Annotated in this window: 23 protein-coding genes and 1 pseudogene; 5 read left to right on the top strand and 19 right to left on the bottom strand. The window is 36.3% G+C overall.

What is annotated here, in order from left to right:
• Positions 1-19 precede the first annotated feature (19 nt).
• From hflC to tsaE, 8 genes and pseudogenes are all read right to left on the bottom strand, one after another.
• The gene (hflC, locus tag GYM74_RS00120) at positions 20-982 is read right to left on the bottom strand and encodes a protease modulator HflC (protein ID WP_220218504.1); all 963 of its coding nucleotides are present in this window, start codon (positions 980-982) and stop codon (positions 20-22) included.
• 12 nt (positions 983-994) lie between these two features.
• Positions 995-2,206, bottom strand: a complete 1,212-nt coding sequence (gene hflK, locus GYM74_RS00115; protein WP_220218503.1) for an FtsH protease activity modulator HflK — start codon at positions 2,204-2,206, stop codon at positions 995-997.
• Between the two features lie 28 nt (positions 2,207-2,234).
• Positions 2,235-3,530: a ribosome rescue GTPase HflX gene (gene hflX / locus GYM74_RS00110; RefSeq protein ID WP_220218502.1), complete on the bottom strand. Its 1,296-nt coding sequence runs from the start codon at positions 3,528-3,530 to the stop codon at positions 2,235-2,237.
• A gap of 22 nt (positions 3,531-3,552) precedes the next feature.
• Complete coding sequence (gene hfq, locus GYM74_RS00105; protein WP_220218501.1) at positions 3,553-3,798, bottom strand: RNA chaperone Hfq; 246 nt, start codon at positions 3,796-3,798, stop codon at positions 3,553-3,555.
• Between the two features lie 327 nt (positions 3,799-4,125).
• On the bottom strand, positions 4,126-5,037 hold the full coding sequence (gene miaA, locus GYM74_RS00100) for a tRNA (adenosine(37)-N6)-dimethylallyltransferase MiaA (protein ID WP_220218500.1): 912 nt from the start codon (positions 5,035-5,037) through the stop codon (positions 4,126-4,128).
• Positions 5,034-6,887, bottom strand: coding sequence for a DNA mismatch repair endonuclease MutL (gene mutL, locus GYM74_RS00095; protein WP_220218499.1), 1,854 nt, complete (start codon positions 6,885-6,887; stop codon positions 5,034-5,036). Before mutL ends, miaA begins: the two co-directional genes overlap by 4 nt.
• Before the next feature lie 20 nt (positions 6,888-6,907).
• Positions 6,908-7,594, bottom strand: a pseudogene (locus tag GYM74_RS00090) (N-acetylmuramoyl-L-alanine amidase); the annotation flags it as partial.
• Positions 7,595-7,650: 56 nt separating this feature from the next.
• On the bottom strand, positions 7,651-8,145 hold the full coding sequence (gene tsaE, locus GYM74_RS00085) for a tRNA (adenosine(37)-N6)-threonylcarbamoyltransferase complex ATPase subunit type 1 TsaE (protein ID WP_220218497.1): 495 nt from the start codon (positions 8,143-8,145) through the stop codon (positions 7,651-7,653).
• A gap of 135 nt (positions 8,146-8,280) precedes the next feature.
• On the opposite strand from tsaE, the gene tusB reads away from it, so the two are divergent.
• From tusB to GYM74_RS00070, 3 genes are all read left to right on the top strand, one after another.
• Entirely contained in the window at positions 8,281-8,562 is a 282-nt protein-coding gene (tusB, locus tag GYM74_RS00080) for a sulfurtransferase complex subunit TusB (RefSeq protein ID WP_220218496.1), read from the top strand.
• Between the two features lie 165 nt (positions 8,563-8,727).
• Positions 8,728-9,291: a Sua5/YciO/YrdC/YwlC family protein gene (locus GYM74_RS00075; RefSeq protein ID WP_220218495.1), complete on the top strand. Its 564-nt coding sequence runs from the start codon at positions 8,728-8,730 to the stop codon at positions 9,289-9,291.
• A 3-nt stretch (positions 9,292-9,294) separates the two neighbouring features.
• Positions 9,295-10,401: an anhydro-N-acetylmuramic acid kinase gene (locus GYM74_RS00070; protein WP_220218494.1), complete on the top strand. Its 1,107-nt coding sequence runs from the start codon at positions 9,295-9,297 to the stop codon at positions 10,399-10,401.
• A 9-nt stretch (positions 10,402-10,410) separates the two neighbouring features.
• Here the strand turns inward: GYM74_RS00070 and kdgR are convergent, their stop codons facing one another.
• The 4 genes from kdgR to GYM74_RS00050 all read right to left on the bottom strand — a co-directional run bounded on the left by kdgR (position 10,411) and on the right by GYM74_RS00050 (position 13,751).
• The gene (kdgR, locus tag GYM74_RS00065) at positions 10,411-11,205 is read right to left on the bottom strand and encodes a DNA-binding transcriptional regulator KdgR (protein WP_220218493.1); all 795 of its coding nucleotides are present in this window, start codon (positions 11,203-11,205) and stop codon (positions 10,411-10,413) included.
• 116 nt (positions 11,206-11,321) lie between these two features.
• On the bottom strand, positions 11,322-11,642 hold the full coding sequence (locus GYM74_RS00060) for a cupin domain-containing protein (protein ID WP_220218492.1): 321 nt from the start codon (positions 11,640-11,642) through the stop codon (positions 11,322-11,324).
• 91 nt (positions 11,643-11,733) lie between these two features.
• Positions 11,734-12,528 (bottom strand): gluconate 5-dehydrogenase, encoded by a 795-nt coding sequence (locus GYM74_RS00055; RefSeq protein WP_370634076.1) that lies wholly within the window; start codon positions 12,526-12,528, stop codon positions 11,734-11,736.
• Positions 12,529-12,578: 50 nt separating this feature from the next.
• On the bottom strand, positions 12,579-13,751 hold the full coding sequence (locus GYM74_RS00050; RefSeq protein ID WP_220218490.1) for an oligogalacturonate lyase family protein: 1,173 nt from the start codon (positions 13,749-13,751) through the stop codon (positions 12,579-12,581).
• Positions 13,752-14,010: 259 nt separating this feature from the next.
• On the opposite strand from GYM74_RS00050, the gene GYM74_RS00045 reads away from it, so the two are divergent.
• Positions 14,011-14,646 (top strand): RpiB/LacA/LacB family sugar-phosphate isomerase, encoded by a 636-nt coding sequence (locus tag GYM74_RS00045; protein WP_220218489.1) that lies wholly within the window; start codon positions 14,011-14,013, stop codon positions 14,644-14,646.
• Between the two features lie 252 nt (positions 14,647-14,898).
• Here GYM74_RS00045 and GYM74_RS00040 read toward each other — a convergent pair whose 3' ends face one another.
• The 4 genes from GYM74_RS00040 to GYM74_RS00025 are packed head-to-tail and all read right to left on the bottom strand — an operon-like array spanning position 14,899 to position 21,536.
• Complete coding sequence (locus tag GYM74_RS00040) at positions 14,899-17,136, bottom strand: hypothetical protein (RefSeq protein WP_220218488.1); 2,238 nt, start codon at positions 17,134-17,136, stop codon at positions 14,899-14,901.
• A gap of 32 nt (positions 17,137-17,168) precedes the next feature.
• Positions 17,169-18,335: a polysaccharide lyase family 1 protein gene (locus GYM74_RS00035; RefSeq protein ID WP_220218487.1), complete on the bottom strand. Its 1,167-nt coding sequence runs from the start codon at positions 18,333-18,335 to the stop codon at positions 17,169-17,171.
• Between the two features lie 18 nt (positions 18,336-18,353).
• On the bottom strand, positions 18,354-19,916 hold the full coding sequence (locus GYM74_RS00030) for a GDSL-type esterase/lipase family protein (RefSeq protein WP_220218486.1): 1,563 nt from the start codon (positions 19,914-19,916) through the stop codon (positions 18,354-18,356).
• Between the two features lie 51 nt (positions 19,917-19,967).
• The gene (locus GYM74_RS00025) at positions 19,968-21,536 is read right to left on the bottom strand and encodes an oligogalacturonate-specific porin KdgM family protein (RefSeq protein ID WP_220218485.1); all 1,569 of its coding nucleotides are present in this window, start codon (positions 21,534-21,536) and stop codon (positions 19,968-19,970) included.
• A gap of 296 nt (positions 21,537-21,832) precedes the next feature.
• Here GYM74_RS00025 and GYM74_RS00020 point away from each other — a divergent pair, with 296 nt between their 5' ends.
• Entirely contained in the window at positions 21,833-23,335 is a 1,503-nt protein-coding gene (locus tag GYM74_RS00020; RefSeq protein WP_220218484.1) for an MFS transporter, read from the top strand.
• Between the two features lie 68 nt (positions 23,336-23,403).
• Here GYM74_RS00020 and GYM74_RS00015 read toward each other — a convergent pair whose 3' ends face one another.
• The 3 genes from GYM74_RS00015 to GYM74_RS00005 form a co-directional block, all read right to left on the bottom strand.
• Entirely contained in the window at positions 23,404-24,183 is a 780-nt protein-coding gene (locus GYM74_RS00015; RefSeq protein ID WP_220218483.1) for a Cof-type HAD-IIB family hydrolase, read from the bottom strand.
• Between the two features lies 1 nt (position 24,184).
• Positions 24,185-24,868 (bottom strand): DnaA inactivator Hda, encoded by a 684-nt coding sequence (gene hda / locus GYM74_RS00010; protein ID WP_220219598.1) that lies wholly within the window; start codon positions 24,866-24,868, stop codon positions 24,185-24,187.
• A 212-nt stretch (positions 24,869-25,080) separates the two neighbouring features.
• Positions 25,081-25,302, bottom strand: a complete 222-nt coding sequence (locus tag GYM74_RS00005; RefSeq protein WP_220218482.1) for an EexN family lipoprotein — start codon at positions 25,300-25,302, stop codon at positions 25,081-25,083.
• Positions 25,303-25,807: the final 505 nt, after the last annotated feature.

The raw sequence follows: 25,807 nt of genomic DNA, 5'->3' as shown, positions 1-25,807 counted from the left end.
AGACTATTTACTCATTCAGTTATTTATCAGATTTTAATTTCATATATTGGAAAAATTCACTATCCGGGCTAATGACCATAACATCATTGCCAACAAAGCTTTGTTCATAAGCTTTTAAGCTACGAATAAAGCTAAAAAATTCTTTATCTTTACTAAATGCATCGGCATAAAGTTTAGCTGCATTGGCGTCGCCCTCACCGCGGGTAGCACGTGATTGGCGTTCTGCTTCAGATAATATTTTAGTGGCTTGTAAAGTCGCACTTGCTCGTGTTTCTTCAGCTTTTTTGACACCTTCAAAACGTTTATCACGTGCAATAACTTCACGTTCAGCTCGCATTCTTGCATAGATAGAACCAGAAACCGCATCCGGGAAATTGATCTTTTTAATTCGCACATCAATCACTTCAACACCAAATGCTCGTAAGCTGGTTTTAGAACCTTCCGGATCTTTCTTAGCATCATTTACAAGTTTATCGATCGGTGTATTATCAACTGTTTCATGATGAGTACCATTTAAAGCATCTTTCACACGAATCATTAATGAGTTACGTGATTTAGTATCTGCATTAGAATCGTTGATAATGTCTTCATTACTGAGTTTACCGATCTCAGCTCTTAACCGTCCGTTTAAACGAGCTAATAATAAATCTTCGACATTATTACCGCCGGCAATTGTTTCATAATAACGGTTAAAATCCACAATTTTCCATTGCACAAAATAGTCTACAATCAACTCTTTTTTCTGAACATTAAAAAATCGTTGTTCTCGATTATTATTTGAACTATTGGTTGTTTGAATTTTTGCATCAATAACTTTAACGCTATCCATACCTGGAATTTTAAAATGTAGTCCCGGTGTTGATAACTCAATAATTTTATTGAATCGTAAAACCACACCACGAGTTCCTTCTTCAATCACGTAGACACTTGAGACAAGTACACCAATTAAAATCAAAACAAGAGGAATCAATAATTTACGCATTTATATTTCTCCTTAACGTCCAATAAACCGCGGTTCCCGCATTGTTCTATCAGTTGGCTGATTGTTCGGGCTAACGCTTTGTTGTGATTCACTCTTAGCTTCTGGTACAGTGATTATTGGTTCAGAAGAACTTGGTGTATTAAAATTGTATTCGCTATTTGAATCAATTGAATTAGTCGCTGGTTGACCTTTATTTTTCATTAATTGTTCTAAAGGTAATACCATTAAATTACCACTTTTATCATTAACAATGACTTTATTGGTTTTACTCAATATTTTTTCCATTGTCTCGATATATAAACGCTCTTTGGTTATTTCCGGCGCCGCTTTATATTGTGGTAGTAATTTTTCGAAGCGTGCTACATCACCCGCTGCTTCGAGTTCAACTTTGACTTTATAGGCATCTGCATCAGCTATAATTCTTGCTGAGTGACCTTCTGCTTGCTGGATTAATTGAACTTTATCGGCTTCAGCTTTTTTGATTTCACGCTCACTATCGCCTTGAGCACGAATCGCATCATCATAAGCATCTTGAACTTGATCAGGAGGACCGGCAACCTGGAAATTTAAATCAACGATATTAATCCCCATATCATACTGCGTAATAACATTAACTAGCTCATCTTTAGTGCTGCTTTCAAGAGCCGCACGGCCATCTGAAATAATTGCATCGATATTAGAGCTTCCTACTGCCGTTCTAAGTGCACTATCTGCCGCTTGGTGAAGACTATCTTTAACATTTGTTACATTAAATAAATATTTTATCGGATCGTTGATACGATACTGAACATTCATCTCAACATAAACCAGATTTTCACCGGTGGTCACAATATAGCCTTTAACATTGAAATTTTGTGTACCTTGCGTATCAACAACATACAAATTATCAACTAAAGGTATTCGCCAATTTAATCCGGGTTGAATAATTTCTGGCTGAACTTGACCAAAGCGAGTTATCACACCACGCTGGCTTTGATTAATAGTATAAAACCCACTTCCTGCCAAAATGACGATAAGGGTGACAACAATAATACCAATAATTTTTGAGGCATTTATTGGCAACTTAGTGCCTTGTGACCCACCATTATTGTTTCCTGAGTTACCCTTTTTTAGAAGGTTATTAATGATATCCAATAAACCGCCTGATGATTTGGACGGTTTTTTGTTGTTATTTCCCCATGGGTCGTTATCTTGTCCGTTATTACCGGGCTGATTCCACGCCATATTTTAGATGCTCCATTTAACAATTAGTTTAGTTGTTATTTTGCGTATTGGTTAAGTATAGCAGATCTGGTTCTTGTTTACAGAGGCGATTCCATTCAATTAAAGGCATCCTCACATCAAGATGAAAACTACCATCTTTATTAATGAATTCATGTTCCACTGCATTTAACTGATAAAAACGACTTCTAAGTCTGGCTAAATGAGTTGGTAAGCTTAATTGACAAACTTGAATCTGTCTAGCAAGCCTTTCTTTTAATGCAATAAATAAGAGATCTAATCCTAAACCATTTTGCGCAGAAATCCAAACACGAATTGGCATTCCATTTTCATCACGATCAATACAGGGCTGTTTGTCGTCCATGAGATCGATTTTATTCATCACTAATAACGTTGGGATTTCATGTGCTTGAATTTCTAACAGTACTTCATCAACAGCATGAATATTATCCAGTAAGTTAGGATCGGCTGCATCAACAACATGTAGCAAAAGTGCCGCTTCTTGCGTTTCAAGTAAAGTAGCTTTAAAAGCTGCGATAAGATCATGCGGCAAGTGACGAATAAATCCCACGGTATCGGCTAACACAACTTCGCCAACATCATCGACCATAATACGCCTTAATGTTGGATCGAGTGTTGCAAATAATTGGTCTGCGGCATAGACATCAGCATTTGTTAACTGATTAAAGAGTGTTGATTTACCGGCATTGGTATAACCGACTAATGAAACGGTAGGCAGATCGGCTTTGTTTCTTGATTGGCGATTTTGATTACGCTGTTTTTCAACTTTGGCAAGTCGGGATAAAATTAATTGAATTCGATGCCGGATTAAGCGTCTATCCGTTTCTAACTGAGTTTCACCGGGACCACGCAATCCTATCCCACCTTTTTGGCGTTCTAAATGTGTCCATCCTCGAACTAAACGAGTGGAAAGATATTGCAATTGGGCTAACTCTACTTGCAGTTTACCTTCATGCGTTCTGGCTCGCTGAGCAAAAATATCGAGAATCAATCCTGTTCGATCAACTACACGGCATTCGCACAGTTTTTCAAGGTTACGTTCTTGAGTGGGTGTTAGTGTATGATTGACTAAAATAACCGATGCTTCAAGTTGCTTAACTTTTTCAGCGATTTCTAGGGCTTTACCCTCGCCGATAAAATATTTGGCTTGTGGTGATTTTCTTGAAGTTGTCACGATATCGAGAATGTCTATTTGAGCTGAAGAAACTAATACTTCAAACTCTTTTAGATCCTCGATATCGCTTTCTTGGGGGAAGAATACATGGACTAATAAGGCAGATTCACCGCCTTTATATCGCTCAAACAATCAAATTCTCCACTGAAAATAATCAGCTTTCGCTTTCCTCTTCAGACTGGGTTACCAATCCTGAAATAGGTCTTGAAGGAACGACTGTTGAGATAGCATGTTTATAAACCATTTGGCTCACTGTATTTTTTAATAAAATTACAAATTGATCAAATGATTCTATTTGTCCTTGTAATTTAATACCATTAACTAAATAGATTGATACAGGAATGTGTTCGCGACGAAGCAAATTTAAGTAAGGATCTTGTAATGACTGCCCTTTTGACATGAGTTTATCCTTTAAAATGATAATAAAATAAAATATGTATGTGTGATAGTTATACTTTAGTTAAAATATTTTTTTATTAGTAAGTAACAAAAAAACACTTATTTAGTATTATCAAAATAACATAAAAAAGGCTACTCTTAAACCGCTCATCTGCAATTTATGCACAAATAACTAAAATTTTAACAAATTAACACAAAACAAACGAAAAATTATGCTTAAACGTCGTAATATCCTAAAACTTCTTTACAGACTGAAAAAAATTTGTCATTAAATGTAACGTTATGCAAAATAATTTATCAATTAATGAAGCGGACCAGTTTTTAATGATTAAAAAATCTGACTAAGCATTGTTTCGCTATTATCACTGTTTAGCCAAGTAATTGGCTGTTGCCACCCGCGAAGCCAAGTGATCTGTCTTTTAGCTAATTGGCGAGTTGCACAAATACCTTTAAATACCATCTCATCATAGCTAACATCGCCAGTTAAATATTCCCACATCTGCCGATAACCAACACAACGAATCGAGGGAAGATTCAAGTGCAGATCCGATCGCTGCATCAATGTTTTCACTTCGTCTTCAAACCCCTGATCTAGCATCTGTAAAAAGCGCTGTTCAATACGTTGATGTAGTTCTGCTCTATCTTGTGGCATGATAGCAAATTGCTTGATGTCATATGGCAACGCTTCGCCGCTTTGCTCAGTTAGCTCAGTTAAGCTTTTACCGGTAATCAAATAGACTTCTAGAGCACGATTTAGTCGCTGAGGGTCATTTGGGTGGATCCGCTTTGCTGAAACCGGATCCACCTTTTTTAAATCCTCATGAATGGCTTGCCAACCTAATCGATTAGCTTTCTCTTCTATTTGCTGACGAATTTCACTATCTGCCGCCGGAAGCGGTGATAAACCTTCGATTAATGCTTTGAAATAAAGCATGGTGCCACCAACTAATAATGGAATTCGGCCATTTTTTAGTGAATTTTCAATTTCAACTATCGCATCATGGCGAAAATTGGCAGCCGAATAGCTCTGCGCCGGATCACAAATATCAATCAGCTTATGTGGATACTGTTTTTGTTCATCTTGAGTGGGTTTAGCGGTACCGATATCCATTCCTCGATAAATCAGTGCTGAATCAACACTGATGATATCAATTGGGTATTTATCAGCAAGAGCCATTGCAAAGGCGGTTTTGCCCGAAGCGGTTGGCCCCATTAACGAAATAATTTTTGGTTTGTTCATGATAACATTGATTGAGTAAATGATTGGAGATCAACGGGATGTAAAAATGTCGTTTGTTGTAATAACTGAGCATCAATCTGCTCTAATTGCGCTAATAGTTGTATCACTTTGGCAACGCTCCAACTCGCCGTACGATTATCATCGCATTGGCTTGCTAACCATGCTGCTATTTGCGTTGGATCAATACCCTTCTCGTTGTCTTTATCTGATGATGTCAGATAAGCGATTAAACTAGGTAAGAGCTGTTGCCAATTCATTGTTCGCAACATTTTAGGCACGCTTTGTAAATGGAGTTTAGCTTTATCAACATAAAAATCAAAGCCTAAAAACTGCAATTGTGGTTGATAAGTGGCTAACACTTGCTGTTCTTTATGATTAACTAAAATAGTCAGTGGAATAAGTAATTTTTCCGATTCTTGAGTTAATAATTTGATTGCAGTTACTTTTTGTTGCGCAATTGGTAGATTCATTAACATAAACTTTTGCTGATTATCTTCATACTTTTCCAATAAGGCGATATCAGGTTGAATGACCGTCAACACCCGACCAAATTGGACTAATGACGCACTATCAAGCTGTTGATGTAACGTTTGTAATGGCGTATTTCGTTTCGGAAATAACGCATCTATCACCGCTTTTTGTGGTTCAGTAATAGTTTCTTGTGACGATTCAATCACTTCAGATGCTGCAACCAATTCCAGTTGCGGCTCAACCTTTACTAACTGCCCATAAGCTGTATTTTCTTTAATATGATTAGCCTGTTTTTTCGGTAGCGGATTGACGGTTTGATAAGATTGCGGCGATTTAGGGTGATTAAAGATGTTTTCACCGGCAGCAGATCGATTTGGCATAATAGCAGGTTGGTCTGTGGCTATAGAAGGCAAATCAGACTCTAACGCCATAACGATAGCTTGATAAACAAAATCATGCACAAGCCTCGCTTCATGAAAACGCACTTCATGCTTAGCGGGATGAACATTAACATCGACTTGTTTAGGGTCAATTTGTAAAAATACGACATAACTTTGTTGTTCATTGGTACGACTGACATAAGCTTGTCGTAAAGCATGATTTAAGAGTTTATCTTTAATGACTCGACCATTAACATAAAAATATTGCAGATCACTCACTTCGCTACTGGTCACCCAGCCTTGAATAATTAAATCATCATGTTGCCAATCCAATTTGACCGCTTTTTGCATAAACGCTCGCCCACAAACCATTTCAACCCTTTTTGCTAACTCTTGAGTACGATACTGTTTAACGAGCTTACCATTGTGCTGTAAATTAAAAGTCACATCTGGCCGAGCTAGCGCAATTCGTCGGACAAACTCCTCAATATGCATAAATTCGGTTTTCTCAGTTTTAAGAAAACGGCGCCTTGCCGGCGTATTGTAAAATAGATCAAGCACTTCAACTGTTGACCCCACAGGATGAGCGGCAGGCTTGATTGTTGGCTGCATATCCCGGCCTTCAGCATAAACTTGCCATGCTTCTGATTGTTCAGCCGTACGAGAAGTTAGCGTTAATCTGGCAACAGAGCTAATACTGGCTAGCGCTTCGCCACGAAAGCCAAGACTCATTATCGAATCTAAATCATCAAGCGTGGTAATTTTACTGGTTGCATGACGCGCTAGGGCTAAAGCCAGTTCATCTTTGGCTATCCCACAACCATTATCACGAATACGAATTAGCTTACAGCCACCTTGTTCTAAATCAATATCGATTTGTGTACTGCCGGCATCAAGGCTATTTTCAACTAACTCCTTAATAACCGATGCCGGTCGTTCTACCACTTCACCTGCTGCGATTTGATTAGCTAATTGAGGTGATAGAATATGAATTGCCATTAATGTTGCTCTCCAAATTTCGGATTTTGTTTTACATAGTTTTTAACACCTCGATAAATTGCTTTGGCAATTTTCTCTTGATGTGCATTATTTGCAAGTAAGCTCTCTTCGCCTTGATTAGAAATAAAGCCCACTTCAACTAAGATTGACGGAATATCAGGCGAACGTAATACCCCTAAACTTGCATGTTCGGGCTTATGTTTATGTAATTTAATAACCCGATTCATCTCTTTTATCACTTGCGTTGCCAGCTCATATCCTACACGTTGAGAGTAGGAAAATTGTAAATCGATCACAGCTTGACTCAAATGGGGATTGTGATCTTCGCTCAAGGCATCACCGGCGCCACCTAATAACTGAGACTGTTTTTCATCTTGCTCTAACCAGCGACCCAGCTCCGTATCAGCCCGTTTGGTCGATAATACCCAAACTGAAGCACCGGTCGCTTTTCGGTTTGGTGCCGCATCAGCATGAATCGAAATCAATAAACTGGCCTTATTATTGCGGGCAATTTCTGAACGCTCTGCAACAGAAATAAAATTATCATCAGTTCGAGTGAGCACCCCATTAAATTGGGGATCTTTATTTAATAAATTAGTCAGTTTTTTAGCAATAGACAGGGTGACTGTCTTTTCATACAATTTGTTTTTACCTACTGCACCCGAATCTTTACCACCATGTCCTGCATCAACAGCAATAATTACTTTGGCGGCATAAGCTGAACTGCAAAGAAGTAAAAGCATTAAAAAAGTGAGTAGTTTTTTCATTGTTTTTTCACTAGTTCATCGTTTAATTGATTGATAATAGCTTGGCCGGTATCTGTTTTTGCTTCTAAACAAACACTACGTTCAAGCGCCAAATAATCCAAATGAATTTCGATATCGGCGTTAGGTAAAATACCTTGAGCTTGATTGGGCCACTCAATTAAGCAAATAGATTTTGCAGCAAAATATTCACGAATCCCCATAAACTCCAACTCTTCAGGATCACTAAGCCGATATAGATCGAAATGATAAACACTAAACCCGTCAAACTCATAAGGTTCAACTAAAGTATAGGTTGGACTTTTAACATTACCGATATGACCTAATTGTTGTAAAAAACCACGACTAAATGTCGTTTTTCCTGCGCCAAGGTCTCCAATAAGATAGATAACTATTGCACTATCATGATTCAATAAATAGTGTAGCGATTGTTTTGCCAGTTGCTGACCAAACAAAATGGTTTCGTGCTCGTTAGCTAAAATGATCGATTTCATGACAAATTCTTTGCTCAATAAATAGTCCTTATTATATACTAATAACTATTAAAGATGTACCATGCAAGATTAACGTGATATCTTGTCAAGAAGTTTCAGAAAATATATACGTTTAAGTATAAAAAGTGAAAAATAATGTTACATACAATTTCAACAGCTAACCAATCGATTATTGATACCCAACTAATATCTGATCAAGATGCGGTGCTATTTTGGCAAAATGGCGTGATGTTAGCCAGACAACATATCCCATTACTCGATGAAATAGTCAAAAAAACGCCATATTGCTTTGCACTTGATAGTGACATTGCCGCACGTGGATTGATCGCATTGATCGACGCAAGAATTAGTATCATTAATATGCAACAAGCTGTAGAGTTAACCGCAAAATATCACCCACAATTAAACTGGGAATAATCGATTTATGGCTTTTTGCCAATGCTTATGGTTAAAGGTTTTACCTTTAATCTCATTTGATTAACCTAACCAGCCTAGGCTTCAAGCAAATATTGGCACATTTGCAAATCTGATTTGCTAGGTTTAATATGATTTTCAATTCTTTTCGTTAATTTTCAAATTTTAATGGCCAATTTATTATCTTTATCTCAATCAACAATCCGATTGAAAAATGGGGAAGTGATTGCTTACCCGACAGAAGCGGTGTTCGGGCTAGGTTGCGATCCTGATTGCCAGTCAGCTGTACTCAAACTGCTACAATTAAAACAACGATCAATTGATAAAGGGCTGATATTAATTGCCAGCAATTTTCAACAACTGACTCCTTATATCAATCTTAATACTATCACCGCTGAGCAAAAACAATTAGCCTTGAATAGCTGGCCTGGTCCAATCACTTGGATTTTTCCTAAAAATCTTAGCACGCCTTACTTCTTAACCGGTCAATTTGATTCAATTGCCGTACGTGTAACTGCGCATCCGTTAGTGCGCGAGCTTTGTGAGCAATTCGGTAAACCACTGGTATCAACCAGTGCTAATTTATCGGGCTATCAGGCTTGTAAAACTGCGGCGGAAGTTGCTAAACAATTTGGTGAGGATTTTCCAATTTTACAAGGTGAGACAGGTAATCGATCGCAACCTTCGGAAATTAGAGATATCTTAACCGGTCACATTATTCGACAAGGATAACCCATGCAAAACTTATATATCGGTGTCATGTCTGGAACAAGTATGGATGGGGTTGATATGGCGTTAGTGGATATTACCGCCAATAAGATTGTGACATTAGCCAGTGACTGTGAGCCAATGCCGGAATCAATTAAACAACGGTTACTTAACCTCTGTGAAACAAAGCACACAACACTGCAAAATTTAGGCGAGCTTGATCGCCAACTGGGTTTGTTATATGCCGATAGCATCAATAAGTTTTTGCTTAAAAATGATATTGATAGAAAGCAAATTAAGGCGATTGGCTGTCACGGTCAAACTGTCTATCATGCACCAAACACACAATATCCTTTTACGATGCAAATTGGCGATGCCAATATTATCGCTGCCAAAACAGAAATCACAACAATTGCCGATTTTCGGCGTAAAGATATGGCTTACGGCGGGCAAGGTGCACCACTCGTGCCCGCTTTTCATAAAGCGGTGCTGCAAGACCAACAGATTAATCGAGTGGTTTTAAATATTGGTGGTATCAGTAATATTTCAGTATTAATCCCCAATCAAGCCGTTATTGGGTATGACACTGGACCGGGTAATGTATTACTCGATAGTTGGGTATATCAAAATCTGAGTAAAAGGTATGACAAAGACGGGCAATGGGCGAAAACAGGCAAGGTTAATCAAGCGTTATTGTCCCAATTATTTGATGAAGACTATTTTAAAATGCCTGCCCCTAAAAGTACCGGGCGTGAGTTATTTAATCTACCTTGGTTACATAAAAAACTGACTCAATTTGCGTTATTACCTCAAGATATACAAGCCACATTAGTTGAGTTTACGGCGTTATCTATCGCACAAGAGATTAGAAAATTACCGATTAATAAACAGTTACCTTGCCAACTATTGGTTTGTGGCGGGGGAGCAAGAAATCCGCTTATTATGCAAAGATTATCGATGTTATTACCCCAATGGCAGGTAATGAAAACCGATCAAGTGGGTATAAACAGTGATGACATGGAGGCGATTGCTTTTGCTTGGCTGGCTTATTGTCGCATTAATCATATTCCTTCGAATATTCCGGAAGTGACTGGCGCAAGCCAAGCGGTATGTTTAGGCGTGATATATCAATAATAACAGCAATTAATCAATATTTTTTGATTGTTTGTTATAACCAATCAACTCTGAAATTTTGGCCGCAGACTGACTGATTTCATTAATTAATTTCGCTTCTTCATCAGCAGTGTTGCATCGAAAAATTGAGGTTGATAGGCTTAATGCCGCAATAATATTGCCTAAACGATTATAAATCGGCACCGCAAAGCATCGTAAGCCTAGCTCAGATTCTTCATTATCTTTACCATATCCACAACGTTTTACTTCATCGAGTTCAGCTAAAAAAGCCTCTTTGCTGGTAATGGTTTTGGGTGTATACCTAACAAAATCAATACCATTAACTAAGCTTTTTTTGCTTTCGTCATCGAGCCAAGCTAATAAGACTTTACCGAGTCCACTTGCGTGAATTGTGGCTTGATTACCAATTTTCGAAGTTAAACAGAGGCTATATTGTTCGGAAGCAACTTTATTAACATAGATAATTTGATCACCTTCTCGAACCGCTAAATGGATAGTTTCTTTAGTTTTATCCCGTAACTTTCTCATTTCTAAATCAGCAATGGTCAAAAAGTTTTGGTGATAAAGCACTCGGTTACCTAAATCAAGTAGTTTTAAATTCAACGAATACTTGTCAGAATCCTCTTCTTGATTAACGTAACCTAATGATTTCATAGTTTGTAAAAAACGATAAGCTGTGCTTTTAGGCATCATTACTTTTTGCGATAATTCTGATATTGCAATGTCTTTTGACTCAGATAAAGCCTCTAAAATTCCAAAAACTTTTAATACTGAAGCAACGGATTCTGGTGAACTATCGTTCATGATAAGCACATCTCCTTACTAAAATTAGCTATTAATGAGTTATAAAATGATATATTTGTTCAAATTTAGTCTGTCGAAATTATATCATATTTAATTATGACTCGTTACTAGCTATTTTATAAAAAATCCAATCTTTGTGGCGTAAACATATCAAGCAGTACGCCAGCTTGTTTACAAACGCAACCATGTTCAATATTAGGCTTTTTGTATAAGGTATCGCCAGCACGAACAATTTTAGTTTCATCGCCAATGGTAAATTCAAATTCACCGGATAACACATAAGTTAATTGTTCATGAGGATGATGATGCATCGCCCCTATAGCGCCGGTTTGAAAATGGACTTCAACGGCCATCATATTACCGTCATGCGCCAATATCTTACGTTTAACACCATTGCCTAAATCGATTAATTGACAATCTGAATTAAAACAAAACATGAGTTCACTCCTAAATATTTAAAACAGATAAGAGATAAAAAGCTTTGTTTTTTATCTCTTATCTCTGTCAATTTTTTGCAATATTATACAATTAAGGTTGTTTACCGATATAGGCTAAAATTCCGCCGTCAACATAAAGAATATGGCCATTGACAAAATTTGATGCATCCGACGCTAAAAAAACCGCTGCCCCGGCTAAATCATCAGGCGTGCCCCAGCGGCCAGCTGGTGTTTTAGCGATAATGAACTGATCAAATGGATGACGAGATCCGTCCGCTTGTTTTTCACGTAATGGCGCTGTTTGTGGTGTAGCAATATAGCCCGGTCCAATACCGTTACATTGAATATTGGCACTACCAAATTCAGAACAGATATTTTTAGTAAGCATTTTCAAACCACCTTTAGCCGATGCATAACCGACAACGGTTTCACGGCCAAGCTCACTCATCATTGAACAGATATTGATGATTTTGCCACTCCCTTTTTTAATCATTGACGGAAGAACGGCTTTAGCCATAATAAATTGACCGGTTAAATCGATATCAATAATTTTTCTGTATTCGGCAGCACTGGTTTCTAACATTGATTTTCGTTGAATGATCCCAGCATTATTGACTAAAATATCAATTACGCCATGCTCTTGTTCAATTTGAGCGATCGCTTTTTCAACAGCTGTTTCATCTGTTATATCAAATAAATAACCGTGGGCATCAATGCCTTGAGTTTTATACGATTCAATTCCTTTTTGTAAGTTTTCAGGTACAACATCATTAAATACAATTTTCGCCCCAGCTGACGCAAGCGATTTTGCAATTTCAAAACCAATACCGTAAGAGGCACCGGTAACAAGCGCAACTTTATTGTTAAGTGAAAATTTATTTAAAATCGACATAGTTATATTCTCCGTTATATTTATGACAGACAAATCACGGTCTATCACATTTCATTTAAAATGTTAGTTGGCACTTTGGTTAAATAAAGTGCTGGTTCATCTTGCGCATCACACGAGTATAAAACATATTGATTATCAGGCGAAAACGAAGGGTGCGGATGCGTTACTTGACGATCACCGTCTAATACTCGCCAAGAGCTATTGTGTTTAACGAGTTTATGGGCTGTTTGGGTTTTAGGCGCTAAAATATAGAGCCAAGGATCATTTTCTATTTTGTAGCCACTTGTATCAATGACATCAACAGGGCTTCCGGTGCCATCACCAATATAAAGTGTTCCGTCAAAGTTACTCATTAAATGTGAGCAGGCGGGCATTTCCATAATTTGTTTATCTTCATTGGTAACTGGGTTATAAAGTCGAATATAACGCTCTTGCTGCCCTTTCATATATGAAACGTAAGCAAGCCCGGAACCGTCCGGTACCCAAAACTCGTGGGTACAGCTCTCTCCTGGTAAATTGTCATGAGCTTTACGCTCATTGTTACCGTCACGATCCACTAACCATATTCTGGCATCGACTAAGTCATGCGGTCCTTCATGACAAAAAGCGACGGTATTGTCATCGAAAGGTCTGAAAATTGGATGACCTAACCAAACATTCTGATCAATTACCGTTGTTGCAACGCCTGTTGCAATATCAATTTTGATCAACCGACAATGTGGGTTTTTATCATAAAACGCTTTGAAAATCGTCCAATCAGTCAAAGGTGTCCAATCTTTTTTATCGATTTCAATGCCAACAATTTCGGTACAATCACTATTAGCGACCCAAGTACCATAACCAACCCACTGCTCTGGCACGGTATAAACATTTTTTTCTTCAAGGGTTTCAAGGTTTACTTGTTGTAAGTTACGCTCATTTTTAACGTAGTATAAATATTTATCATCAGGCGATAAAAAGCCGCCAAAAGTATTATCGCCAGCGCCTTCAGTAAGCTGCTTAGCAGTCTGATTTTCAAGATCGAGCAAATAGTAGTTACGATTGGAGTCAAATTCACCGGCAAAGAGGATTTTTCGACCATCATTGGTAAAACATTTTTGGTAAAAATAATTACGATGACATGTCACACCTTCCGGTGTGAGTCGGATAATTTCATTTTTTGAATCATCATCTACAAAGGATGAAAATGATAATTGTACAATATTCCCCTTAGCCATATAAACTCCCTGAATCTAAAAAAATTAAATGTATAAAAGACTTAAATTATTATTTTGGGCTATAGTAATATAAAAAAGGGGATGGTTTTGTGACTTTCATCACATTGCAATAAATTTATTAAAACATCGTTTTATTTTAGTTAAAAAAATTGCTATATTTTTTTGCACGTTTATAATCGATATAAAGCACATTAATAACAAACGCAGGATCTGTTTTTTATGTAATTTGTTATTATTTTAACAAAATTAGAGGTAAATCATGAAAATAGCACTAATGAATGAGTTTAGCCAAGCGGCTAAAAATCCAATTATTCTAAATGAATTAAAAAATGCGACGGAAAAGCACGGCCATACCGTTTTTAATGTCGGCATGGATGGCGACAATGACAATAAATTAACTTATGTTCATTTGGGTATTATTGGCGCTATTTTATTAAACAGTAAAGCGGTTGATTTCGTTATTACCGGTTGTGGTACCGGGCAAGGTGCACTAATGGCATTAAATGCTTTTCCTGGCGTTAATTGTGGTTATTGTATTGAGCCTACTGACGCTTATTTATTTGCTCAAGTTAATAATGGCAATGCATTATCTCTCGCCTTTGCCAAAGGATTTGGTTGGGGTGCTGAACTGAACGCGCGCTATATTTTTGAAAAAGCATTTGAAGGCGAAAAAGGCTTAGGTTACCCACCGGAGCGCCGTGAATCGCAAAATGCGAATGCTATTATTTTAAATGAAATGAAAAACGCCGCAGGTAAAACCTTAATTGAATCATTAAAATCAATTGATCAATCACTGTTAAAAGATGCAATCAAAGGCGAACGTTTCCAAAAATGCCTATTTGAAAATAGCCAAGATCCTCAAATCACTGCCTATATTAAAAGCCTACTAGCTTAATTATCATGGCTTATTTGCCATTTCAAACGTAACGGTCGTTGCATGAAATGGCAAATCTATATCGTCTTAATCCAATTATCATTTAATCACTTATCTCACTTACGTATCCCAAAGATAAACCGTCAGCACAATTAAAATTAGCTGCAACAATATAAACGCAATAAGGGTTGATGTTGGTAAAAATAAAATCAGTATACCGTGATATTGTGCGCTAAACCCAATTGTTGGTTTAGCGCTAACATTGATTATTAACTAGTTAACCAAGTGCTGGTCAATTAATGTTTTTAATTCGGGAGGTAAAACAATATTTCCGTTTTGATCACGTGTTATTGTGAATTTAATATCATCTTTCCACAATGCATCACGCGTAACAGATTGAAAATCTTTAACAACAACTTGTGGTCCTAATGAATCTTTAATCACCGATTGCCAGCTATCACGAATAGAGTAGTTATGCTCAAATGTTACCACCGGGTTTAAAAAGGTATAAGGATTAGCCCGTAAGATATAATTATATCTGGCACTATTGATAGCGATATTGTTACTTATTGTATAAGAACCGGTATTAAAATTATCAGTAAATCCATCCATATTATTATTTAACGCAATGGAATTGATAATTCTGTGGTTTACTGGCTGCCCTTCAGCGCCTAATTTAAAGCCATTACCAATACTACCTTTAGCTATATTGGGTTTAGAGAATGGAAAACCGTTAGAATAAGTTATCGAGCTATCAATTAAAACCGGTTCGTTAGGGCCATCTTCAATCTTATTATACAGATCGAATCCATCGTCGGTATTGTTATGCGCAATACACCCTCTAAACACATTACCTTTACCAACCCCTAACTTAGCGGCAAAACCGTCGGCATTTTTACCGGATTTATCCATATTATTATAGGAATCAGAATTAAGTACTAAGTTATAAGACGGCCAAAACAGTCGATTTTTGCTTTTAGCAGAAATGGCTAATCCGGTATCGCTATTATTACGGGTAATAACTTGATCGATAATATTATGGCTACCGGCAATTCTTAAATAGGCGGGTTGATTATCTTTATCATCAATATTACCGTCAAAAATTACCTGTTTTATTGACCAGTAATAACCATCTAAATTAAATGTTTCGTTGATAAATATGGCTTTATGTTTATTTATCGCTTCAATGGTTTTTAATTTGCCCGGTAAACCACTCAATGTTGGGGTAATAGTTACGCCATTATAATAACCATCCATTAAATAAATCACACCATTTGGCTCAACACTATTGATAGCTGTTTGTAGATCAACTGGCGAGCGTTTTGTCCCTTGATTGTGACTTTTACCAGTAGGGGAAACAACAATATGCGATAAGTTTTCAATTGTTGATTTATCCAGATTTACCGTAAAGGTTTGGCTATTAGTTTTATTCTGATCTTTAAATTCGACCGTGAAGGTATTAGCCCCTTGTGATAATTCGGTTGTAATTTGTAATAATTCACCCACTTTAGCAGTAAATGTTTTATTGATCTCTTTTACAAAAACTGTCCCTGACGTGTTAGGGAAAAGTTGTAATGTGTAGTTTTTATGATAAACCTTGAGTGGTGAAGCGAGGGTTAATGTTGGCTTAATATCCACAGTAACCGGTGGTTTTTCCGGTAATTGGCTGTAGTTGACCCGCTCATCACCAAGGATTAATGCCGAATTTTTGAACTCAACTTTAGCATTTCTCGAGGCAAAAAAACCGACATAAATATTGGCGTTATCTTGTTGATTCATAAAGCCTTGATAGTCATTCATTTGCCATTTATTCACCACTCCTGAAGCGTTGTCTTTCATCGCTAAAATAAATTGGTCAGCCGTTCGTGTTAGGGTTAAATGCATATTTTTAACCTCAACATAATTGACGTTTTGAACATAATCATCTTTATTAATTGATATACCTTCATTACCCCAAGCTTTTTTTACGCCATCACGCACCAATGCGGTGACTTTGACTAAATTATCATTTTTTTTATTTTGGGTAATTAAGGCATTCATAATAACATTTGAAGCATTGGGAAACTCCTCATAACCTGCCGGCTGAGGATCACTTCTGGCAACGCCAATAGTATCACGCACAAATAAACCCACAGCTTCTTGTGCTGCTGGAGTTTTACCGTCGACTTCCGGACCAATCTGTTCTAAGGTAACATCACTTTCTAAAGTAAAGGTTTGATTAACCGGTAATTGAGTGTAAAAAACCACCATTCCATCATGCGAGTTAGCTATTTTTCCGCCTCGACTTTCAAGATAAAAATCAGCCGGCAATTGATAGGGCTGATTAGGGATTAAAAATGAGCTTTGACCTGCAATCCACGCATTATTGGTTCCGACTTTTTCGGGCTTAATAAGTGAAGCAAAGTTTAAATCTGTTGATTGACCAAAGGCTATTGTTTTCCATTGTTGTGCATCAGCAGTGCCAAAATAGAGCGCTGATAGACAAAGTGCCGAAGTAAATATTTTTTTCATTATGTATCCTAACAGTTTATTTGTACTGATTATTAAAGCTTTCCATTACCTACTAAGCGTGAGTATTGCTTAGCAAAAAACTTAGCATCATCTAGCGTGTATTGATAAGGAACAGACCAAGTTACCTTATTATCAAAGCCGCACGACGACCAATTAACCGTTGATTGATTGAATAAAGAGTGGTTATCTTGAAGATTATTGCCTTTAAACTGTTTGACTATTTTGCAACTGTCTTTCAGGCCAGTAATCATAAATTGATTCTTTTCTGAAAGAACGCTGCCTTTATAACCTAAACCGATTGAATAAAGATAAGGATAGGCAGTTTTAGATGTATCAACAGTGCCTTTAAAGAGATTGTTATACATATGGACCTTGCCAAATCTAATCCTTGGAGCACGTTGGCCAATATCAGAAAAAACATTATGATGAAGCGTGATATTTAATTTGTTTTCATCTTGCTCGGCGTTTTTATCACTGTGACCAATTAACATGGTTTTATCATGGTTTTCAAACAAGCAATAAGAAACTGTAATAAAATCACTACCACGCTTAATGTCTAATAAACCATCGTGTTGTACATATTTGTAACCTGCTTTTTCTTGATATTTATCGTCGGTAAATTGGCCGTCGGTAAAAGTGACATGATCGATCCAGATATAGCTTGAAGTGATAATATTAATGCCATCCCATTCGGCGTTCCAGCCATCACCCTCTTCAAATTTCGGCTCAACATCAACGGGGGCTTCAATCTTCAAATTACGGATGATGACATTACTAACGTTTGATAGCACTATCGAACCATGAATAAATCCAGCATTATTGCCAATACCGATTAATGTTGTATTGCTTGGTAGTTTGATTAAGGATCGTGATTTTTGATCGTCAAAATTTTGGTACGGCTTATTTTCACTAAGATCAATGATCCCGGAAACTTGAATAATACGAGGCTGATTTTTATTGATCGCAATCGCATCTAAAAGATCTTGTTTGTTACTCACCATAAAGATCATTTTTTCATTTGCTTTAGCACCACCGATCGTGCCGGTATTTGTCGCTAAATCATAACCACCAAAACCGTCTCTAGGTGCAACATCACGAGCTTCGCTAATTTTGATAGGTGAAGGAGATAATGCATGGCATGCTGCAATAGATGAATTAATTGCCAAAGGAATGAATAGCGCAATGATTAATTTTTTCATTTAACAAATACCTTTTTATTAGTTTATCTGACTTTGATCAAAAGTGATTCCTTGTTGTAACCAAGGATCGTTATTTATGGCATTAGCAATAATTTTGGCGATAGCTAATGCGCCTTTTTCTTGAAAATGTGTCGTATCTGGATGATCTATCACCCCTGTTGACTGTGTTTTGTAGTATGGGTAGTTTGGATTATTCGGATCGATAACTAACCAGTAAGATTGCCAATCATGTTTATGTAAGTTAGCAAATTCGATACTCAATGTCTCTAAATCAATGAGTGCAACTTGATTAGCGTTAGCGGTATATTTAATGGTATTGGCATAATCACCAAAATAAGCAAAACCCGGTTTATTACTGGTGTAATGCATATGGCTTACTGGCAAAGTGCTTTGATTTTGATAAGCAATTTTATTATTGGCATCACGAAATCGAGTAACCGGCGTCATTAATACAGGGGTCATTTGCTTTTGTTTAGCAAAATTTATATAACGCTCAAGGGAGGTTTGAAAAGACATACTTACCTTATCTGCCGGATACTGCTTATGATTATTAGCATCGTTAGGGTAAGTACATAAATGACTGACATCAGCTTGCCCTCGTTTGACATTGCTTGCATCACATTTTTCATCGTTATGACCAAAAGCGATAAACAAATAATCGCCTTTTTGCATGAGCGGTTTGATCAGATCAAACCAACCTTCTGCCTCAAAACTACGGCTGGAGCGCCCCGATTGTGCACTATTTATCACAACAATATTGGCTTGTTTATCAAGAAGCTGGTCAAATACTTGTCCCCACCCCATTCTTGGATAAACGTTGAGATCATAGTTAGATGCGGTTGAATCACCAACAATAAAAATACGTTTTTTAGCTTTAATATTTTCCTCTTTTTGTTTAACAGCACGATCATAATCAAAAACCGATTGTTGACTTATCGGTTTAAAACGCATATCCAACAAAACAGTTGCGCCCACCTCGCCACTGGCCGAGTGATAGCCTCGATTGAAAATAATAAGATCGAGTAAACGGTTTAGGGCAGGATCATTTGTGCTCACAGGATCAAATAATCGATCGGCGATCCCGGCTTGACGTAAACCCTGATCAAAAAGCGTATGTAATTGTTCTTCTGCTTTAGTTAAAATATCGTCACTTATTGGCGATATAACGCTTTGTTCAATCAGTTGCTCAGGACCAACAAGCGAAATTTGCTTCGCTACTTCGCTAACAAAATAGTCGGTTAATGGATTAATATTGGCAGTGTTAACCTGATCTTGTTGTAATGAACTCACCATTGCAACAATACAGTTGCCGGCACAAACGCCCTTTTGCACAGCTCGATTCAATAAATTGTTATCAGCAAATAGCACCAATGGGGCTGATAATTGTGAAACATCTTGTTGATAAAATCCTTGATCATCGGTTGTCACTTTCAAGGTTTTATTATTGGCATCACGAATGGTCACTACAGTATTAGCAATCGGTTTATTCACATAAACATGACCTTGTAATAAGGTGCTGGCATTGGTCTCAGTGGCCAGCAAAGCCAGCATTGAAAAGCCTAAAATTGATTTTTTTATCATATTTTCACCCCAAAATAAGTTTTACTATGATTTGGATCGCTCAAAGCAAAATTAAAATAGGTAACTTAATCCCAATCCCAATTTGGTTTCCCTTGCATCAGAGTGAACTTTTTTCGCAACATCTTCTGCTGCAAAATTAATTTGCCAATCTTTTGTGGCTTGCCAATTGATATCTATTTCTTGTTGGTAGTCATGCTTTTTATCATTTTGTAATACATAGTTAGCTCTAAAATAAGCAAATCGGTATCCAATATTCCAATCAGTTGATAAAGCATAATTGGCGCCAATATCAAAACGATTACGCGAACGGTTATTAACATAGCCTTGAACACTATCTTCACGCTTACTACGCGAAACCTTGCGATATTCAAATCGATACTGACCATACAATGAAAGATCGTCAGTTGCTAACCAAGTTAGTTTCAATGCTGGTGCATATCGCATTCCCGGACGTTGTGAGTCACTCACATCACCTAATTGATAATGTGGAATATTTTCTTTATTTTTCGCTTTATAGCCGCCGCCTGAATAGAATCTTACTTCCATATTCGGGGTCAACACCCAATTATCAGCAAGGTAGAAATGGTAACCGCCATACATTTGATAATGACTGGAAACTAAATTTTCGAAAAACATTTTGTTTTTCATTTGATTATAAGTACTAATTCCGATGCCTAAATAACCTTTGTTAGCAAAGTCGAGATGCAAGCCAAAATTATCGCTATGGTAGTGGGAATTTAGCCCATAATTATGCATATATTTGAAAAAGGTTTTATAAGCAAAATTAGGCGCAGCGCTATTTGATTGCCCAAAATTGTAGTTGAAGCCAACTTTAAATTTAGCCTGTCTGGTATCTGTTGTTTTATTTTTAGAAACATCGGAAATCGAAAAATAGGGGCGAAATAGTTTTGAGTAGTTATACGTTATTTTAAATTCTTGCTCATAATCAGTTTTTTTGTTGTTATAAGCTTTATATTTATTTTTAACCAGCTTGTTATTTACCACTTTATAAGAGTCATTGGTAAAATCACCGATATAATAATTAAAGGTATAGGCAAGATTAAGTCGTTTTAATCCTGAATAGTTTAACGCCCAATCTAAACGGTGCCTTCCGGTATTACTGCTTGCAAGATATTTGATCCGATTACCGGCAATTTTGGCCGTTTTATAGCGCTCTGATTGAGATATTTTTTTCCATTCATAGCGATAACGTAAGCTACTTGACCAGTCACTATTAAATTTATAACTGTACTTTAAACCTGGTTGATAAAGCGTTAAATCTTTACCAAAGCCTAATTCTAATGCTGGAATTAACGATCCAAAGCCATTAGGAAGATTAAATGCTTTTTGAATAACGACCCCACCAGATCCACCATACATATCATCATATAAAGTATCGCGTTTATTTCCGCCACCTTCGGTTACACCAAACTTAAATTCAAATTGCCAATTATCATCTGTTTTATGAATTAACTTCAAAGTATCAGCATGAATTCGATCCATCGATTTCCAATTATGCTCATATTGAAAAGTCGTTTGGCCTGAGCCGGCAAATGCATATGCCGAAAATGTCGAAATAAACACCATTAAAGAAATTTTTTTTAATTTTATATGACGCATCACTGTCACCTTATCCCTAATTCTTATTTTTGAAATACTGTTTTATATTTTTTATGTTTTTGATCTATTTTTCTGTTAATAAGATCACAGTTTAGATAAACAGTGATAAATTTTTTTCAACTATATGATAGTTATCATTTTATTTTTACTTGTCACGATAAATTAATCTTTAAAAAACAAATAAATTGTTACCCATATCACATTTCTTAAAAAAATTTAAAGTAAATTTCAATAAATTTAGTATTCTTTAGATAATATTTTTAAAACAGCATTTCATTATTAAAGGAAAGAGATTTATGGCTGACAATCAAAAAAAGATAACCACACTAACTCGATTTTCGTATGGGAGTGGTAACTTGATAGGAAGTGGAGCGCTGGCGATTAGTGCGGCTTGGCTACTTTACTTTTATACAACCTTCTGTGGCCTTTCGGCTTTTCAAGCAACGTTAATATTTTCAATAGCGACCTATTTAGATGTTATCTTAAATCCTTTAATGGGATTTATCACGGATAATTTTAATCATACTAAATTAGGACGTCGCTTTGGTCGCCGTCGATTTTTTATTTTGTTAGCCATTCCTTGCATGATTATTTATCCATTATTATGGATTGATGGCATGAATTTTTGGTACTACTTAACCACCTATATTCTATTTGAATTCATCTATACCATGATTATGATTCCATATAATACCTTACCGGTAGAGATGACTAAAAACTTCGATCAAAGAACTTATCTGGCAGGTTCTAAAGCGATGTTTGGTAAAGTTGCTAACTTCTTAGCTGCGGCAATCCCGGGGGTATTTTTCTATCTATTTAAAGGCAAAGATTCACCATTACCATTCTTACTTACCGGTATCACTTATGCAACTATCATGGCTATTGCGCTGATTATGCTTTATGCCAATAGTTGGGAAAAACCAGCCGATGAAATTGAAGATGAAACCACATCCGGTCTTTGGGAAAGTATTGTAAAATTATTTTCTGATGTGTTTTCAACATTCCGTTTAAAAACCTTCCGAAATCATTTAGGTATGTATTTATTTGGTTTTGGCGCTGAATGGCTATTTGCTGCAACATTTACCTACTTTGTGGTTTTTAACTTAGGACAACCGAAAACATTTGTATCAGAAATGAATAGTCTAAGTAGTATCTGTCAATTAATTTCAACCGCATTTTTTATGGCATGGTGCGTAAAACGTGGATTTAAAAGACCGTTTGTTATCGCCATATTGATCGTTATCTCATCGGTAATTGGCTATATTGGTATCTATTATCTAAATATGCCACATGTAACTTGGATCGTCATTGGCATTACAATTTGGTTTGGATTAGGTACCGGCGGTGTTTACTATATTCCTTGGAGTGTGTATACGTTTTTAGCTGATATCGACGAAGTCCTTACCGGAAGACGTCGTGAAGGTATTTATGCAGGGGCGATGACAATGGCCGGTAAATTAATGCGTGCAACCATTGTCTTTATTCTTGGGCTTGTTTTGAAGTTTTCCGGATTTGTCTCAGGCGTCAACACCGTACAACCAGAAAGCGCCGTTACTGCTATTAATATGGTGATGATATTTGGGGTATGCGGCATGGCGATTTTAGGTATTATCTTCACTTATCGAATGAAATTGGATAAAGGCACCCACGCCCAGATTATTCAAGAACTTGATAGACTTAAAAATGGTGGTAAAAAACAAGATGCTACACCGGAAATAAGACAATTAGTCAAAGAGTTAACCGGATATGATTACGACAACTGTTTTGGTAATAATAATGTTGGTTTCAAACATCATTAAGCACAAATAAAAACGCAACTAAAAAATCATCTAATTGTTTATATTAGATGATTTTTTATAGCTATTGATTAGATTAACCCAAATTTTTGCAACGCTTTAGCAATGCCATCATTATCATTGGTATCGGTAATATATTCAGCTTGCGCTTTCAAATCATCGACCGCATTACCCATTGCAATAGGATGATCAACAGTTAAAAACATTTCAAAGTCATTCATACCATCACCAAAAGCGTAAGTGGGCACATCAGTAAATCCTTTGGTTTTTAACAGCTCATTAATACCATTTCCTTTTGAGCCACCGTGATTAAAGACATCAACACAATAAGGGGTATTACGAATAAAGGTTAACTCCGGGAAAACATCACGATAATTAGCTTCGCCCTGCTCACAAAGTAGCAATAGCATTTGAATAGGTTCTTTTAAATAGATCTGATCATCAACTGGTGGCACTTCTTGTTTTAAATAGTGGTAAAAAGTGTTCGCAGGCTGGCTATTTTCCGAAACCCTCATCGTTTTATAATTATAAAATGCTAAAGGAATATTCATTTGCTGCTGTGAAAATTCATAAATACGGGTTATAACATTTTTATCTATGTTATTGGTGTAAACAACTTCCCCTTGATAGACCACAACTTGCCCATTCATACCAACAATCGAATTGATATGTGTTGTTCGCATTAAATTAGCCACCTCACAAGGAGTACGGCCCGTTGCGAGCATTGGTATAATATTATTTTGCTTTAACTTTTCTATGGCTTGATAAGAGCTAGGTAATACATCAACTTGACTGTTAAATAATGTGCCATCTAAATCAAAAAAAACGATAGCTTCAGGTTTTTTACTCATTTTACAAATCCAAAATATGTTTAATAAAAGGAATGGTTAATTTACGTTGTTGAGCTAACGTTGCTACCTCAAACTTTTCCAGTAAAGAAAATAGTGTTCGCATATCACGATTAACACGTTTTAATAAGAATAAACCCACTTCGGTTGATAATTCAAAACCACTTAACTGTGCTCTTAATTGCAGTGCTTTAAGTTTATCATCATCACTAAGTTGTTTTAATTGATAAACTTGCCCCCATGTCAATCTGGAAACTAAATCCGGTAGCGTAAAAGCGATCTGTCTTGGCGGTGCACTGGCGGTAATTAACAACTTACTAATATTTTTTTCGGTTAAACGATTAAATAGATCGAAAATAGCCTCTTCCCAATGACGATGTCCGGCAATAGCATCAATATCATCTAGACAGACTAAATCATAATTATCTAACCCCTGTAAAATTTCGGGAACAAGGTGATAATACTGTTTTAAAGGAATATAACTCGCTAATTTATTTTGACTTGCTGCATGTAATAAATGCGTCCGACCAGCAGCGCTAGCCGACCATAAATAAAAGACACTAAAACCTTCCTTATCAAATAAGGTTTGTAATGATTCAAGCAATAATTGATTATCACCTACATAAAAACTATCAAAGGTTTCATTATTAGGTGATGAAAAAGGTAAAGGTAACTGTGAAAGAGTAATAAAGTAACCTCACAATAAAAATACATACATGATAAGTATAAATTTGCTTTTATAAAAATCAATCACTTTCATATAAAAAGGAGAGAGAATTATAATACAAGATGATAAGTTTATAATAAATAAAGAGCAAATTAACGCTATAGACTTATCACAGATAGAACTTTAAAAGCCACATGTGTGATTTTTATGCGCTTAAATGTCATAATCTTAAATTAATCAGTCCATTTTCCAGTATTAGTTGGTCTGTTAAGTAAAATTAGGGCTTTGTGCGAGTTTTGACAATTTAAGCTATCACCATAAATTTCACCGTTGATACATTTTTTACGGTACTCATCAAGTAGTTCTTTGTTATTTTTGAAGTCTTCTACAGTATAGGTCTTCTCATTACATCCGAATAAAAACATGACAGTAATTAATATTAGTATCTTTTTCATATAAATTCCTAACACTTGTGAATTAATCTTATTAACATCTATTGTGCTTTATTAAAGATAATCATTTACAGCAACTTAAAGTAAATCTGATATTGCCTTTATAGGCAACTTAGCATATTTATTCTTTATTGCAATATCTTGTAATGATTCCTATTGGCTTTGAGCAATTTCACACAGAATTTTTCGCATTATTTTAGATTTAGATTACTTCGATAACGCCAGCCCAAAAAGGATCAGCTTGATTGTATATTGCCTGAGATCTTAATGGTTTTTTGAAATAGCGTTTATTGAATAAATGAATTTTTTGATCACTACTTTTTCATTATCTGTTTCAATTACACTTTTACCGTCAGACTAACTTATTTTATACACGCATTTATAATATGTAATGCTATCAAATAGAGTTATGTTATTTATTATTGTTCTTATTCAAGAAGAAAAATTGCAAGAAAACCGGACAAAAAACAAGCGATCAAACTTAATTTTTGTGGATAACTCTGTGACA

This window comes from Gilliamella sp. ESL0405, from assembly GCF_019469205.1.
GTDB lineage: Bacteria > Pseudomonadota > Gammaproteobacteria > Enterobacterales > Orbaceae > Gilliamella.
Note: the sequence above shows the minus strand (reverse complement) of the source record. Positions and strands in the feature narration are given on the sequence as shown.

Coding starts and splice junctions, on each gene's coding strand:
- hflC (WP_220218504.1), bottom strand. CDS start 982: ATGCGTAAATTATTGATTCCTCTTGTTTTGATTTTAATTGGTGTACTT.
- hflK (WP_220218503.1), bottom strand. CDS start 2,206: ATGGCGTGGAATCAGCCCGGTAATAACGGACAAGATAACGACCCATGG.
- hfq (WP_220218501.1), bottom strand. CDS start 3,798: ATGTCAAAAGGGCAGTCATTACAAGATCCTTACTTAAATTTGCTTCGT.
- miaA (WP_220218500.1), bottom strand. CDS start 5,037: ATGAACAAACCAAAAATTATTTCGTTAATGGGGCCAACCGCTTCGGGC.
- mutL (WP_220218499.1), bottom strand. CDS start 6,887: ATGGCAATTCATATTCTATCACCTCAATTAGCTAATCAAATCGCAGCA.
- tsaE (WP_220218497.1), bottom strand. CDS start 8,145: ATGAAATCGATCATTTTAGCTAACGAGCACGAAACCATTTTGTTTGGT.
- tusB (WP_220218496.1), top strand. CDS start 8,281: ATGTTACATACAATTTCAACAGCTAACCAATCGATTATTGATACCCAA.
- GYM74_RS00075 (WP_220218495.1), top strand. CDS start 8,728: ATGGCCAATTTATTATCTTTATCTCAATCAACAATCCGATTGAAAAAT.
- GYM74_RS00070 (WP_220218494.1), top strand. CDS start 9,295: ATGCAAAACTTATATATCGGTGTCATGTCTGGAACAAGTATGGATGGG.
- kdgR (WP_220218493.1), bottom strand. CDS start 11,205: ATGAACGATAGTTCACCAGAATCCGTTGCTTCAGTATTAAAAGTTTTT.
- GYM74_RS00060 (WP_220218492.1), bottom strand. CDS start 11,642: ATGTTTTGTTTTAATTCAGATTGTCAATTAATCGATTTAGGCAATGGT.
- GYM74_RS00050 (WP_220218490.1), bottom strand. CDS start 13,751: ATGGCTAAGGGGAATATTGTACAATTATCATTTTCATCCTTTGTAGAT.
- GYM74_RS00045 (WP_220218489.1), top strand. CDS start 14,011: ATGAAAATAGCACTAATGAATGAGTTTAGCCAAGCGGCTAAAAATCCA.
- GYM74_RS00040 (WP_220218488.1), bottom strand. CDS start 17,136: ATGAAAAAAATATTTACTTCGGCACTTTGTCTATCAGCGCTCTATTTT.
- GYM74_RS00035 (WP_220218487.1), bottom strand. CDS start 18,335: ATGAAAAAATTAATCATTGCGCTATTCATTCCTTTGGCAATTAATTCA.
- GYM74_RS00030 (WP_220218486.1), bottom strand. CDS start 19,916: ATGATAAAAAAATCAATTTTAGGCTTTTCAATGCTGGCTTTGCTGGCC.
- GYM74_RS00025 (WP_220218485.1), bottom strand. CDS start 21,536: ATGCGTCATATAAAATTAAAAAAAATTTCTTTAATGGTGTTTATTTCG.
- GYM74_RS00020 (WP_220218484.1), top strand. CDS start 21,833: ATGGCTGACAATCAAAAAAAGATAACCACACTAACTCGATTTTCGTAT.
- GYM74_RS00015 (WP_220218483.1), bottom strand. CDS start 24,183: ATGAGTAAAAAACCTGAAGCTATCGTTTTTTTTGATTTAGATGGCACA.
- GYM74_RS00005 (WP_220218482.1), bottom strand. CDS start 25,302: ATGAAAAAGATACTAATATTAATTACTGTCATGTTTTTATTCGGATGT.